Origin of the sequence: Oceanimonas marisflavi (assembly GCF_003049725.1) — a bacterium.
Taxonomy (GTDB): domain Bacteria; phylum Pseudomonadota; class Gammaproteobacteria; order Enterobacterales; family Aeromonadaceae; genus Oceanimonas; species Oceanimonas marisflavi.
This window is the reverse complement of record NZ_QAGM01000002.1, coordinates 125,896-139,184: the sequence shown is the minus strand read 5'-3', so window position 1 is coordinate 139,184 and position 13,289 is coordinate 125,896. Positions and strand designations below refer to the sequence as shown.

The following is a 13,289-nucleotide window of genomic DNA, read 5'->3' as shown; positions in this document are numbered from 1 at the left end:
ACGCTGACGTTGCTGCTCTCGGCCTGCTCCGCACCCCGGCCGGCTCCCGTGCGGGGAGTCGGGCTCCATGCCCAGGGGCATATTGAAGCCAACGGCCGCCACTATGTGGTGGCCCGTGGCGACACCCTTTATTCCATTGCCTGGCAGGTGGGCACCGACGTGGCCACCCTGGCCCGTCATAACGGTATTCTTCCGCCTTACAATATCTATCCCGGCCAGACACTGAAACTGGATGTGCCCGGGCGCAAGCTGGGCGTCTATCAGGTACGCCGTGGAGACACCCTGAGCGATATTGCACACCGGACTCATCACTCGGTGGCGGATCTGGCCAGTCTGAACGGCCTGCGCCCGCCTTATCGCATTTATGTAGGGCAAAAGCTGGCCCTGCATATTGCCGCTCCTCCGGCTTCCGCCTCTGCCGCAACTGTCGCCAAGAGTGAACCCAGGGCGAAGCCGGCTCCGGCCCTTTCCGGTGCGGCTGCTGCAAAATCGTCCAGAGCTGTTGCACCGGTTAAAGGAAAAGCATACGCTGGGTCTGAAGTACAAAAAAGCGCGTCTGTCAATGCGGCCATTGCCTGGCAATGGCCGGTAACAGGGCCGGTAATTTCGGAGTTTTCACTGTCTGAAACCGGCAACAAGGGCATCGACATACGCGGCAGCAGGGGGCAGGCTGTCAAGGCTGCTGCTGCAGGAAAGGTAGTTTACGCAGGGAATGCGCTACGTGGTTATGGCAACCTGATCATCATCAAGCATAACGATGATTACTTGTCGGCCTATGCCCATAACGAAGTGCTGCGGGTCAAGGAGCAGGACTCAGTGCGGGCGGGCCAGCACATAGCGGATATGGGAAGCAGTGATGCTGCTGATGTCCGGCTACATTTTGAAATCCGGCATCAGGGCAAATCGGTTGATCCGAGAAAGTATCTGCCAAAGCGATAGTCACCGGGAGTCGGGTAGTACCCGGTTTTAGGGAGAGCTGCCATGAGCCAGAAAAAAAACAGGAATCAGGACGCAGAAACAGGCTTTGACAAGGATTCTGAGCTGGACAGCGCAGAGGTTGAAGCTGAAGTAAAACAGGAAGAGCAGGCGGAAGAAGTGCTGAACACCCCAACTCAGCGCAGCCTGGATGTGACCCAGCTTTACCTGGGTGAGATTGGTTATTCGCCCTTGCTCACCGCCGAAGAAGAAGTTCACTACGCCCGTCGCGCCCTGCGTGGCGATCTCGCCGCCCGCAAACGGATGATAGAGTCCAATCTGCGGCTGGTGGTCAAAATATCCCGCCGTTACAACAACCGGGGCCTGGCCCTGCTTGATCTGATCGAGGAAGGCAACCTGGGGCTTATTCGCGCTGTGGAGAAGTTCGACCCCGAACGGGGCTTTCGTTTTTCCACCTACGCCACCTGGTGGATTCGCCAGACCATAGAGCGGGCCATCATGAACCAGACCCGTACCATTCGGCTGCCCATTCATGTGGTAAAAGAGCTTAACGTCTATCTGCGCACCGCCCGGGAGCTGGCCCACCGGCTGGATCACGAGCCCACCGCCGACGAAATTGCCGAGGCTCTCGACAAGCCGGTGGAAGACGTGTCGCGCATGCTCAAGCTGAACGAAAAGATCAGCTCGGTTGACACGCCCATTGGCGGGGATGGCGACAAGGCACTGCTGGACGTGCTGGCCGACGAGAACGACAAGGATCCGGAGCTCGAAACTCAGGACGACGACATGAATATCAGCCTGGTGCGCTGGCTGGAGGAGCTCAATCCCAAGCAGCGGGAAGTGCTGGCGCGCCGTTTCGGCCTGCTGGGTTACGAAGCCTCCACCCTGGAAGACGTAGGCCGGGAAATCGGTCTCACCCGGGAGCGGGTCCGCCAGATCCAGGTGGAAGCCCTGCGCCGGCTGAAGGAGATCCTCACCCAGCAGGGCCTCAATATCGATACCCTGTTTCACAGTGAATAAACCCCTTCGGGGAGCTGGAAGCCGTCAGCCGTCAGCTGTAAGTGGTGGGGCTTGAAAGCCATCGACCGTGCTTGTGACTTCGGCAGGCACTGAAAGGCAGTAGTAGGTTGGCGATGAGCGTAGCGAATCCCAACAAAGCAGTAAACCCCGGCAGAACCTCTTGTTCTGCCGGGGTTTTTACTTCCAGCTTCCAGCTGTTTTTTCAGCTGTCTTTTCTGGCTTGTTTCAACCGGTACAACTGCTCCAGCGCCTGGCGGGGGGTGAGGTCGTCCGGGTTCAGCTCGTCCAGCAACTCCAGCGCCGGATTCACCGGCTCGTCAAACAGCGGCAGCGAGCCCTGGGGCTCGGCGGCGGGCGCAGGTGTGCTCACTTCCCGGCCGCTCTCCAGCTCGGCCAGTTTTTGCCGGGCCAGGGTCAGCACCGGTCTGGGCACCCCCGCCAGCGCCGCCACCTGCAGGCCGTAGGAGCGGCTGGCGGCCCCTTCCTGTACCGCATGCATAAAGGCGATGGTGTCGCCGTGCTCCACCGCGTCCAGATGCACATTGGCCACCGCCGGCCACAGCGCTGCCAGCCCGGTGAGCTCAAAATAGTGGGTGGCAAACAGGGTATAGGCGTGCAGCCGGTTGGCCAGGGCGTCGGCGCAGGCCCAGGCCAGGGCCAGGCCGTCGTAGGTGCTGGTGCCCCGGCCGATTTCATCCATCAGCACCAGGCTGTGACGGCTGGCGTTATTGAGGATATTGGCGGTTTCGGTCATTTCCACCATAAAGGTGGAGCGGCCCGAAGCCAGATCATCGGAAGCGCCGATACGGGTAAAGATGCGGTCCACCCGGCCGATGCGGGCCGATTGGGCCGGTACGAAGGAGCCCATATAGGCCAGCAGCACGATCAGCGCCGTCTGCCGCATATAGGTGGACTTGCCGCCCATGTTGGGGCCGGTGATAACCAGCATTTTGCGCTCATTTGACAGCGACAAGGGGTTGGCGATAAAGGGGTCCGTCATCACCTGCTCCACCACCGGGTGGCGGCCTTCCTCAATGTCGATCACCTCGTCGTCGGTGAGCTCGGGCCGGCAGTAATTCAGGCTTTCGGCCCGCTCTGCCAGATTGGCGAGTACGTCCAGCCGGGCCAGGGCGGCGGCGCTGTGCTGCAGCGGCGCCAGATGCTCCAGCAGCCGGTCGAGCAGCTGTTCGTACAGACGCTTTTCCAGCGCCAGCCCCTTGCTCTGGGCGTTGAGCACCTTGTCCTCGTATTCCTTCAGCTCGGGAATAATATAGCGCTCGTTGTTCTTCAGGGTCTGGCGGCGCACATAGTGGGTGGGCACCAGGTGGGAATTGGCCCGGCTGACGTCGATATAAAAGCCGTGCACCTTGTTGTAGGCCACCTTCAGGGTACTGATGCCGGTGCTGGCCCGCTCCCGGGCTTCAAGCTCTTCCAGATAACGGTGAGCGCCGGCGGCCAGCTCGCGCAGCTCGTCCAGTTCGGCGTTGTAGCCATCGCGGATCACGCCACCATCGCGGATCACCACGGGGGGAGTGTCCACCACCGCCACTTCCAGCAGTTCCGCCAGCTCGGGAAACTCGCTGATTTGTGTGGAAAGCGGCTGCAGGCACTCGGCCTCAGCCTCGGCCAGCACTGCCTGAATATCCGGCTGGGCCTGCAGCGCGGCGCGCAGCCGGCTCAGATCCCGGGGCCGGGCCGAACGCAGCGCCAGCCGCGCCAGCACCCGTTCCACATCACCCACCTGACGCAGCAGTGGATGCAGTTCTTCATGACGGCCGTTCTCCATCAGGGTGGCGATAATGTCCTGGCGCTGTGCCAGTTCCTCCCTGTTGCGGCTGGGCTGGTGGATCCAGCGCTTGAGCAGCCGGCTGCCCATGGGGGTGGCGGTGCCGTCCAGCACCTCGGCCAGGGTATTTTCCACCGTGCCCGAGAGATTCAGGGTCAGCTCCAGATTGCGGCGGGTGGCGGCGTCCATGATCACCATGTCCTGGCGGCGCTCCAGCCGCACACTGTTGATATGGGGCAGGGCGGTACGCTGGGTATCCTTTACATACTGCAGCAGGCAGCCGGCGGCACACAGGGCAGTGGTGGACTGCTCGACGCCAAAGCCCACCAGATCCCGGGTGCCGAACTGCTGGCACAGCAGATGGCGGGCGGTGCCCAGATCGAACTCCCATTCCGGCCGGCGACGCAGCCCCTTGCGCTGCTCGATAAGCGCAAACCATTCAAAACCTTCCGGATACAGCAGCTCGGCAGGCTGGGTGCGCTGCAGCTCGGCGGTGAGGGTTTCTTCCTGCTCGAACTGGTTGATCACAAAGCGGCCTGTGCTCACATCCAGAATGCCGTAACCAAAACGTTCGCCGTCGTGATACACAGCCGCCAGGCAGTTGTCCTGGCGTTCATTGAGCAGGGCCTCGTCGGACAGGGTGCCGGGGGTGACGATGCGCACCACCTGGCGTTCTACCGGCCCCTTGCTGGTGGCCGGGTCGCCAATCTGCTCGCAGATGGCCACCGACTCGCCCATCTGCACCAGCCGCGCCAGGTAGTTTTCCGCCGCATGATAGGGCACCCCGGCCATGGGAATGGCGGTGCCTGCCGACTTGCCGCGCTTGGTCAGGGAGATGTCCAGCAACCGTGATGCCTTTTTGGCGTCGTCGTAGAACAGCTCGTAAAAATCCCCCATGCGGTAAAACAGCAGTATGTCCGGATGCTGGGCCTTCAGGGCCAGATATTGCTGCATCATGGGCGTATGCGGGGAATTTTCCTGACTCATAATCAACTCGATGCCTTTTGTCGTGATTGAAAGCGTGACGTAACAAAACCGGCAGCATGATACCAGTATCCGGAGGCAAGGGATAAGCGGGAAGAGAAGGGGAGCTGCGGCCTGCGTAAAATCACAGGCCGCGGGGGATTAATGCATTATGTCTGTGCGGCAGGCCTCAGGGCTTTGCCGCGTAAGCCACGATTTCGCAGAGCATTTCTTCCCGGGCCAGGCCGGCCACGATCATGGCGGCGCGGTTGGGGTAGGGGGCCTCAAAGTACTCGGCATAGACCTTGTTGAACACCGGCAGCTGCTCCCGGGCGGTCACGTAGATCAGCACCTGGGTCACGTCGGCCATGGTCAGGCCGGCGGCTTCCACCGTGTGCCTGAAGTTGTCCATGGTCTGGCGGGCCTGGGCTTCAATGCCACCTTCCACCACCTGGCCGTCGGCATCGATGGGGATCTGGGCGGTATAGAACTGGCCGTTGGCCATCACGGCCCATTCCAGCGGTGCCTTGGAAGCAAAAAGGTTGGTTTTGACGGCGGTTTTCATAAGTGTTTCCTTGATTGAACAGTGAAAAAAAGAGCGGCTGCCGCCGCTCAAAAGTAGTGCCCAGCGATATAACCGGGCGCGTGCCATGACGGCTTAAAGCCCTTGTTCAGCTGCCATTCGTTTAATGATTTGCGGTGCCGTCCACAGGGTGGGCAGCAGCACCAGGGAGACCGGCACGGCGGTGACCACAATAAAGGACTGCAGGGCGCTGATGCCGCCGGAGCCGATGGAGATCAGAATGGCGGCCACCACCCCCATCATGATGCCCCAGAACACCCGTACGCTGGCGTGAGGGTGGTCTGTGCCGGTCATCACCATGGAAACCGCATAGGTCATGGAGTCACCTGTGGTGGCTACGAAAATGGTGGTCAGCACCAGAAACAGCACCGAAATCACAAAGCCCATGGGCAGTTGTTCGGTGATGGCCAGCAGGGCGGCGGGCAGGTTGAAGCCGGTAAAGGGCTCGGACACGCTGCCGGGGGTAGCCAGCTCAAAAGCCAGGCCGCTGCCGCCCATGATGGTGAACCAGAAGCAGGTGATCACCGGCGCTATGATGGAGATCAGCATGATCACCTGGCGCACCGTGCGGCCGCGGGAAATGCGTGCCACAAACATCGCCATCAGGGGGCCGTAGCCCAGGAACCAGCCCCAGAAAAACACCGTCCACCAGTCCAGCCAGGCCGGATCGGCGCGGAAGGTGGCCATGGGAATAAAGTTGTCCAGGTAGAGGCCAAAGGCGTGCAGGAAGGTGTCGACGATAAAGGCGGTGGGTCCGAACAGAAAGATGAACAGCATCAGGAAGGCGGCCAGCACCACATTGGTGTTGCTCAGGATCTGAATACCGCGGGTCACACCGCTCACTGCCGACAGGGTATAGATGGCGATAAGACCGATCAGAATGGCGACCTGGGTGCTGTAGACATCGGGAATGCCGAACAGTTTTTCCAGGCCAAAGCTGACCTGCAGACCGAGAAAGCCGATAGGGCCCACGGTGCCGGCCACCACCGCCAGTACACAGCTGGCATCCACCAGGGCGCCCAGCCAGCCTTTCATCACTCTGTCGCCAAACACCGGATACAGCAGGGTGCGGGGTTTCAGCGGCAGGCCCTTGTCGTAGTGCAGGTGCATAAATACCACGCCGGTCAGGCTGCCGAGAATGGCCCAGGCCAGAAAGCCCCAGTGCATAAAGCTCTGGGCCATGGCATTGATGGCCATGTTCATTTTGTCGGTTTCACCGGCATAGAGCGGCGGCGGCGACATAAAGTGGGCCATGGGCTCGGCGGCGGCCCAGAATACACCGCCGCCGGCGAGCAGGGTGCACATGATGATCGACATCCACTGAAAGGTGGACATCTCGGGTTTGCTCAGGTTGCCAAGGCGAACCCGGCCTCCGCGGCCGATGGCCATGACCAGACCGATCAAAAAGGTCATCAGCAGCAGCACCTGCCAGTAGGCACCGAACAGCCGGGTTGAGGTGGCAAAGGCGCTGTTAACCAGCTGTGAGACCAGCTCGATGTCGTACAGGGCGGCGGCCACAAACAGCAGCAGAGCGCCGCCACTGATTGCAAACACCGGTAAATCGAGACTGGAAAGAAGGGTGGGCTTGCCGTTGATATCCTTATCCATGGCCAGGGTTGCCTCGGTTGAATTGCTCATGTTCGCCTCCATAGCGGTACATCATGCGAAGGGGAGCCGGGGCTCCCCATGATCCTTATCGAGCAGTGGCCTGCGGCTGCAGGGCCTCGTCCAGAAAGTTGAGCCAGTTCAGGCCCATGATTTTGGCCACGTCGTCCTTGCCAAAGCCCCGGGCCAGCAGCCCCCGGGTCAGGTTGGGGAAGTCGCGGCTGTCGCGGAACCAGGACAGCGGGCGGGGCCAGTCGGCATTGGACTTGGAGCCTTCACCGTAATCCATGGTTTTGGACCAGCGACCGTTGCGCATCCATTCCAGTACCGACAGCGGCTGGTTCTGGCACAGATCGGTGCCGATGCCCAGTCGCTCTACCCCCATCAGGTCGGCGGTGCGGGCGATCATGTCGCAGTAGTCTTCCAGGGTGCAGTCCGGGCCGTTTTTCAGGTGGAACGGATAGGCACTGAAACCCAGCAGGCCACCGGACTCGGCCAGTGCCCGCAGCACGGTATCCGACTTGTTGCGCTTGGCGGCGTGAAAACTCAGCGGGTTGGCGTGGGAGATCACGATGGGGCGCTCCGAGATCTCGATGGCTTCAAGGGTGCTGCGCTCGGCGCTGTGGCTCATGTCCACCACCATGCCTACCCGGTTCATTTCCCGAATCACCTGGCGGCCGAAGCGGGTCACGCCGCTGTCTTCTGCCTCATAGCAACCACAGGCCAGCAGGCTCTGGTTGTTGTAGGTCAGCTGCATGATCATCAGGTTCAGATCCCGCATCACCTCCACCATGCCGATGTCGTCCTCGATGGGCGAGCAGTTCTGTGCACCGAACATGATGCCGACCTTGCCCTCGGCCTTGGCGCGGCGAATGTCATCGGTGCTGCGCACCGGCATGATTAGGTCGCCGTGCTGTTCGAACTGACGATTCCATTCGGCAATGCGCATCAGGGTTTCACGGATCTGCTCGTGATAGACGATGGTGGCATGCACCATGGTCACGCCGCCTTCGCGCAGCTGTTCGAAGATCTCCCGGCTCCAGTTGGAATACTGCAGTCCGTCGATCACGATCATTTCGTTATGCAAGTCTCTGCTCATGATCCCGCCTCCGTTATGCGCGGATGTAGGTGGTTTTCACGACGGTGTAGAATTCCTTGGCGTAGGTACCCTGCTCGCGGGGACCGAAGCTGGAATCCTTGCGGCCGCCGAAGGGCACGTGATAGTCGGTGCCCGCGGTGGGCAGGTTGACCATCACGCAGCCGGTCTTGGCGTTGCGCTTGAAGTCGCTGGCGTACTTCAGTGACTGGGTGCAGATGCCGCCGGTCAGGCCGAAGTTGGTGTCGTTCAGGGTGGCCAGGGCCTCGGCGTAGTCCTTCACCTTGATCACACAGGCGATGGGGGCAAAGGCTTCTTCCCGGTTGATGGTCATGTCGTTGGTGGTGTCCACGAACAGCGCCGGCTGCATGTAGTAGCCTTCGGTCTCTTCGTTGATCACTTCACCGCCATACACCAGCTTGCCGCCTTCACGCTTGGCCAGCTCCAGGTACTTGAGGTTGGACTCCATCTGGCGGCCATCAGCCACGGCACCGATGTGCACGCCTTCCTTCAGCGGGTGGCCGATCACCAGCTTCTTCATGCGCTCAACCACGGCTTCCACAAAGCGGTCGTGAATGCCTTCGGTGACGATCAGGCGGGAAGAGGCGGTGCACTTCTGGCCGGTGCCGCCAAAGGCGCCGTTAACGGCACATTCCACGGCGTTGTCCAGATCGGCGTCATCCAGCACGATCAGAGCGTTCTTGCTGCCCATTTCCAGCTGGCACTTGACCAGATTGCCGGCGGTGGCGGCGGCTACCCGACGGCCGGTTTCCAGCGAGCCGGTGAAGGTCAGGGCATTCACCTGACGGGAGTTGATCAGCACGTCGCCCACTTCGGCGCCCGGGCCCATTACCAGGTTGAAGGTGCCGGCGGGCAGATTCTGGCGGGAGATGATCTCGGTCAGCGCCCAGGCGGAGGCGGGTACCTGATTGGCGGGCTTCCACACCACGGCGTTGCCAAAGGCCAGGGCCGGAGCGATCTTCCAGGCGCCGGTGGCGGTGGGGAAGTTCCAGGGGGTGATAATGCCCACTACGCCCACCGGCTCGCGGCGGGTTTCAATTTCAATACCGGGGCGCACGGAATCGGCGGTTTCGCCCATCTGGCGCAGTACTTCGGCGGCATAGTAATGGAAGAACTGACCGGAGCGGTAGACTTCACCGGCACCTTCGGCCAGGGTCTTGCCTTCTTCCCGGGCCAGCAGCCGGCCCAGCTCGTCCTTGCGGGCGATCAGCTCGTCACCAATGGCCATCAGCACGGCGTAGCGCTGCTCCAGACCGCTTTTGGCCCACTCCTGCTGACCCTGCTCGGCGGCTTCGATGGCGGCCTGGGTCTGGGCGGCGTCGGCCTGGGCGTAGTGGCCAATCACATCGCTCAGATCGGCGGGGCTGATGTTGGCAATGGTCTTGGGGCCTTCAACCCATTCACCGGCGATATAGTTACGAAATACGGAATCAGACATGAGGGACCTCCTTTACTTGGTTGGAGTCATGATAGGAGCTGTGTTTTAATAATAAAAATTAATTAATGATATTAACTGATAAGGAAGACTTATCATGTTGCCGGAGTTCAAGGTAGCGCAGTTGCGCCACTTCGTCTGGGTGGCCGAGCTGAAGGGGTTTCACCTGGCGGCGGAAAAGGCCCACCGTACTCAGCCCGCCATTTCCCTGTCGATTCGCGATCTGGAAAGCAAGCTGGGCGAAGCCCTGTTTGAAAAGCGCAACAGCCGCACCGCCAAGACCGAGCTGACGCCCTTTGGTCGCCAGTTTCTTCCCCGGGCCAAGGAGCTGCTGGCCCATCACGATCGCATTGCTGAAGACATGGCGTTGCTGGCCGAGCACAAGACCGGCCATCTGCGGCTGGCCTCGGTGCCCTCCATTGCCAGCCGGTTTCTGCCGGGTCTGCTGCTCGACTTTATCGGTGACAGCGAGCTGCACGTCAGCGTGTTTGACGACAACTCCCGCGCGGTGCTGAAGATGGTGGAAAACCAGCAGGTGGACTTCGGCATCGCCAGCCTGTTTGATGATCAGGACCAGAGCGAGAAACGCTATACCCCGGTATGGAAGGACAAGCTGGGGGTGGTGTGCCTGAAGGAGCACCCGCTGGCGGCCAGCCAGGAGCTGCACTGGCGCGAGCTGAAACCCTACCGGCTGATCCGCAACGGCACCTCCAGCCTGCTTAAAGGCAGTGCGGCGGAGTCGCTGCTGGCCCACTCCCAGTATTATATTTCCAACATGATTTCACTGGTCGCCATGCTGGAGGCGGGGTTTGGCATTACCACGCTGCCCTGGTACGCCTTTCCCCAGGGAAACACCCGGCTGACCTTTATTCCCCTGCATACTCCCGAGATCACTCGCCATGTGGGCATCATTCAGCTCAATAACAAGTCGCTGACGCCGCCCGCCCAGGCGCTGGTCGACTTTATTCTGGCCAGTCGCAAGGACTGAACCACATCCCCCTGCCGGCTTCGCGCCGGCAGTATGCTTCTCACAAACCTGCACAACCTCTCATTTTTGTTGATTGATTGTTTCCGTCCGGTAAGTCAGTTTTTAACGCTGCCATCAGTATTTATGCGGGTTGGCAGCACCTTGATAAACTTTCCTTATCAATTGATATAACCATTTAACTTGTCGGGTTTTATTGACCTGGTTGATGATTCGCTGCATGAGGCGGGAGGAAGGAGCGCAGGCGCGGCGGTAACCGACCGGTGTCTGCCCCTCCGGGCCCTGTGCCGTTCCGGACCCTGTCCGGTTTACGGCGCAACAAGGATATGTCGCAATTATCGAGGGTAGAAACATGATGAGGTTGGCTGCGATCAAGGCCTCGCTGCGGGGACCGAATGCACTACCGCTGCGCCCGGCAGAGCAGGTGATGGATCTGGAGCGACTGGGTGCCATGCATCAAAGCCGGTTGAGCTTTATGCGTACCCTGGTACGCCGCATTATGCTGGAACGCTGGCAGGTGAACATTGCTCGTCAGGAGCTGTGTGCCGAGGGCTATGGCACTCTTGTCTATGAAATCAACACCCCCCAGGGCCTGTTCAGCTTTGTTATTTTTTCCGATTACCTGAGCCCGGAAGAGCGTAACGACCGGGTGATCGCCAGCAAGTGGGATCTGACCATGGCGCTGGTGGAAGGCCGGGTCGAAGACGACTACCTGGCCTTTCTGCGTCAGAATGTTCCCCTGCAGGAAGCCGGCCGGGTGGACTCCCGAGTGTTTGTATTGTCTCGTGCCAATCGCAGTGCCCGCAATTTCGATTATGTGGTGGAGCAGCTGAGCAGGGGGGAGCAACCCGATGTCGCCTGCATTGCCAAGGTGGGTTATCTGTATCGCACCACCGCCGTTTACGGCAGCGGCAAGCTGGGCATGGCCGACTGGGACAAGGTCAGCAGCCGCTATTCAGACTTTGCCCGCCCGTTTGCGGCCGAGATGTTTGCCTGCTTTATGCTGCGCAACTTCAGTCTGCTGCAGGTCGAACACATCGCCCGACAGCGGGATCCACAGCGCTTCACGGCCATGCAGCCCGAGATCAAGCGTTACTTCGGCATCGGCAACTCCACTGGCCTTGGCATGGCGCCCTATCTGATCAATCACCCCATACTGATCAACCGCTGGATCGAAATGCGCGAGCTGGCCCTGGCCCAGGTGCGGGCGCTGGGGCATATCGATGAAGGAGTGCGCTGGCGTCTGGATGAATTGCTGGGCCGCTGCTCTCGGCATATTGCCGAAACCGTGACGGAAGATGCCTGGCAGAGCGATAACAATCGCCGGGTGATCGAGGATCTCGCGGCGTTGCGGGAGCAGGCCGCTGTGGGTCTGGAAAGCTGGAACGAGCTGCTGGCCTGGAGCGAGCAACATTGCTCGCTCCAGGGGCAGGAGCTGCTGGTGTCGGTGATGCTGGAGCTCTACCCGCAGCTGGTGGACGGCCTGGATGAATATTACTGCGCGGAAGAGTTTCTTGATCTGGATCCACTGATGCCGCTGCAGCAGCTTAAGGAAGTGATTGAACAGCGCTATGCCTGGGCGCTGAAGATCGACTTCAGCGATCCGAAAAACCGGGATATTTTCTGGTATCGCTCGGAAGACAAAATGGAGCCCCGCCTGGGCAAGTGCGAGCTGGACGATGGCCGGGAAAAACAGATGGCATTGGGTGTGGGCTATGCCGTATACCGCTGTTACCAGCTGCTGTGTCAGTATATTGAAGAGTTCCCGGAGCACACCACGGCCCGCTTTATGGTGGCCCGCCCCAAGCTACGCGGCATCGTGCGCCGTATTCAGAGCATGAATCGCTGTGTGTATGGTGACATTCAGGCCAACCTGCTGGCCCATGACGTGCTGCCCATGCACCTGCTGCGCTGCAAGCTGTCGTTTTTCGGAGTGAGCAAGTTCGATCCGCGCTCCAAGCTGTGGGTTCGCAACACCATGTATCAGGGGGCTCCGCTGATCGAGGACATCGGCAGAACCTATAACGACGACTGGTTTATGCCTCTGGCACCGACTGTGGGAGGAAACGACTGATGCAGGTTTCAATGAATGAGCTGAAGGCGGCCCTGCGCCGCTGCTTTGAAGCATGCGGCTACTTTGTGGGCAACTATGAAGATGCCGCCAACATGGTGCTCTGGCTGGAAAAGCACGGTCTGGGTGGCCTGGCGGAGCTGGAGCGGGCGCTGCCCTATCTCACCCTGGACGCCGACAAGCCCCTGAGCACAGTCGTGTATGAAGACAGCACCTCGGCCATTATCGACAGCAATGGCCGCAGTGCCCTGAACTGCATTGCCGCCTCGGTGGATCTGGCCCACGCCAAGGCGCTGGAAAGCGGTATTGCCACCATTACCGTGCACAACTGTCACAACCGCATGTTTGCTCTCAAGGCCCTGACCGACTGCGGCCGGCGCGGCATCAGCGTGACCGCCTACTGGCAGAATGGCAGCCGTACGGTGAAGGAATATGCCGCGGCCATCAAGGCGGGAGAGCGCTACCCCAGTTTCAGCGAGGCGGCGACCAATCTGGTGACCACCCCGGAGGAGCAGCAGGCGCTGACCATCGTCTGCAGCTCCCGGGTTAATCTGGCCGGCTCACTGCAGCGCTCCAAGGGCAACCGCCATGCCCGTTACCTGAGCCCCGAGGATCTGGCGGAGAACAAGGAATACGTGATCGACAACGGTATCGAGATCGACGAATCCCTGTGGGCCGAGATCAACCGCATCGGTGCCGCCATTCTGGTGGAAAACAGCGAACGTTCCCGCCTGGGGGCGGGGGCACAATAACGCTCCCTTGTCACCGGACGGGTGATCCGGCCGGTG

At 60.5% G+C, this 13,289-nt stretch carries 10 protein-coding genes; 5 read left to right on the top strand and 5 right to left on the bottom strand.

Annotated elements, in window-relative coordinates; all coding sequences use genetic code 11:
- Positions 1-159 precede the first annotated feature (159 nt).
- Both DA373_RS02245 and rpoS read left to right on the top strand, forming a co-directional pair.
- A complete protein-coding gene (locus DA373_RS02245; protein ID WP_232821168.1) occupies positions 160-939 on the top strand; it encodes a peptidoglycan DD-metalloendopeptidase family protein in 780 nt (259 codons plus the stop codon).
- A 42-nt stretch (positions 940-981) separates the two neighbouring features.
- Positions 982-1,956: an RNA polymerase sigma factor RpoS gene (rpoS, locus tag DA373_RS02240; RefSeq protein ID WP_107850727.1), complete on the top strand. Its 975-nt coding sequence runs from the start codon at positions 982-984 to the stop codon at positions 1,954-1,956.
- A gap of 202 nt (positions 1,957-2,158) precedes the next feature.
- On the opposite strand, the gene mutS is transcribed toward rpoS, so the two are convergent.
- The 5 genes from mutS to DA373_RS02215 all read right to left on the bottom strand — a co-directional run bounded on the left by mutS (position 2,159) and on the right by DA373_RS02215 (position 9,448).
- On the bottom strand, positions 2,159-4,729 hold the full coding sequence (mutS, locus tag DA373_RS02235) for a DNA mismatch repair protein MutS (protein WP_107850817.1): 2,571 nt from the start codon (positions 4,727-4,729) through the stop codon (positions 2,159-2,161).
- A gap of 166 nt (positions 4,730-4,895) precedes the next feature.
- The gene (locus tag DA373_RS02230) at positions 4,896-5,270 is read right to left on the bottom strand and encodes a RidA family protein (RefSeq protein WP_107850726.1); all 375 of its coding nucleotides are present in this window, start codon (positions 5,268-5,270) and stop codon (positions 4,896-4,898) included.
- A gap of 93 nt (positions 5,271-5,363) precedes the next feature.
- Entirely contained in the window at positions 5,364-6,926 is a 1,563-nt protein-coding gene (locus DA373_RS02225; RefSeq protein ID WP_107850725.1) for a BCCT family transporter, read from the bottom strand.
- A gap of 55 nt (positions 6,927-6,981) precedes the next feature.
- On the bottom strand, positions 6,982-7,992 hold the full coding sequence (locus DA373_RS02220) for a dipeptidase (protein WP_107850724.1): 1,011 nt from the start codon (positions 7,990-7,992) through the stop codon (positions 6,982-6,984).
- Positions 7,993-8,005: 13 nt separating this feature from the next.
- A complete protein-coding gene (locus DA373_RS02215; RefSeq protein ID WP_107850723.1) occupies positions 8,006-9,448 on the bottom strand; it encodes an aldehyde dehydrogenase family protein in 1,443 nt (480 codons plus the stop codon).
- A 94-nt stretch (positions 9,449-9,542) separates the two neighbouring features.
- Here DA373_RS02215 and DA373_RS02210 point away from each other — a divergent pair, with 94 nt between their 5' ends.
- The 3 genes from DA373_RS02210 to DA373_RS02200 all read left to right on the top strand — a co-directional run bounded on the left by DA373_RS02210 (position 9,543) and on the right by DA373_RS02200 (position 13,253).
- Complete coding sequence (locus tag DA373_RS02210; protein WP_107850722.1) at positions 9,543-10,433, top strand: LysR family transcriptional regulator; 891 nt, start codon at positions 9,543-9,545, stop codon at positions 10,431-10,433.
- A 349-nt stretch (positions 10,434-10,782) separates the two neighbouring features.
- Positions 10,783-12,504 carry a hypothetical protein gene (locus tag DA373_RS02205; protein ID WP_107850721.1) on the top strand — a complete coding sequence of 574 codons (1,722 nt, stop codon included), beginning with the start codon at positions 10,783-10,785 and terminating at the stop codon, positions 12,502-12,504.
- Positions 12,504-13,253 (top strand): DUF3726 domain-containing protein, encoded by a 750-nt coding sequence (locus tag DA373_RS02200; RefSeq protein WP_107850720.1) that lies wholly within the window; start codon positions 12,504-12,506, stop codon positions 13,251-13,253. Before DA373_RS02205 ends, DA373_RS02200 begins: the two co-directional genes overlap by 1 nt.
- Positions 13,254-13,289: the final 36 nt, after the last annotated feature.

Excerpts from the sequence above, each read along its gene's own strand:
- rpoS (WP_107850727.1), top strand. The coding sequence starts at position 982 with ATGAGCCAGAAAAAAAACAGGAATCAGGACGCAGAAACAGGCTTTGAC.
- mutS (WP_107850817.1), bottom strand. The coding sequence starts at position 4,729 with ATGAGTCAGGAAAATTCCCCGCATACGCCCATGATGCAGCAATATCTG.
- DA373_RS02230 (WP_107850726.1), bottom strand. The coding sequence starts at position 5,270 with ATGAAAACCGCCGTCAAAACCAACCTTTTTGCTTCCAAGGCACCGCTG.
- DA373_RS02225 (WP_107850725.1), bottom strand. The coding sequence starts at position 6,926 with ATGAGCAATTCAACCGAGGCAACCCTGGCCATGGATAAGGATATCAAC.
- DA373_RS02220 (WP_107850724.1), bottom strand. The coding sequence starts at position 7,992 with ATGAGCAGAGACTTGCATAACGAAATGATCGTGATCGACGGACTGCAG.
- DA373_RS02215 (WP_107850723.1), bottom strand. The coding sequence starts at position 9,448 with ATGTCTGATTCCGTATTTCGTAACTATATCGCCGGTGAATGGGTTGAA.
- DA373_RS02210 (WP_107850722.1), top strand. The coding sequence starts at position 9,543 with ATGTTGCCGGAGTTCAAGGTAGCGCAGTTGCGCCACTTCGTCTGGGTG.
- DA373_RS02205 (WP_107850721.1), top strand. The coding sequence starts at position 10,783 with ATGATGAGGTTGGCTGCGATCAAGGCCTCGCTGCGGGGACCGAATGCA.
- DA373_RS02200 (WP_107850720.1), top strand. The coding sequence starts at position 12,504 with ATGCAGGTTTCAATGAATGAGCTGAAGGCGGCCCTGCGCCGCTGCTTT.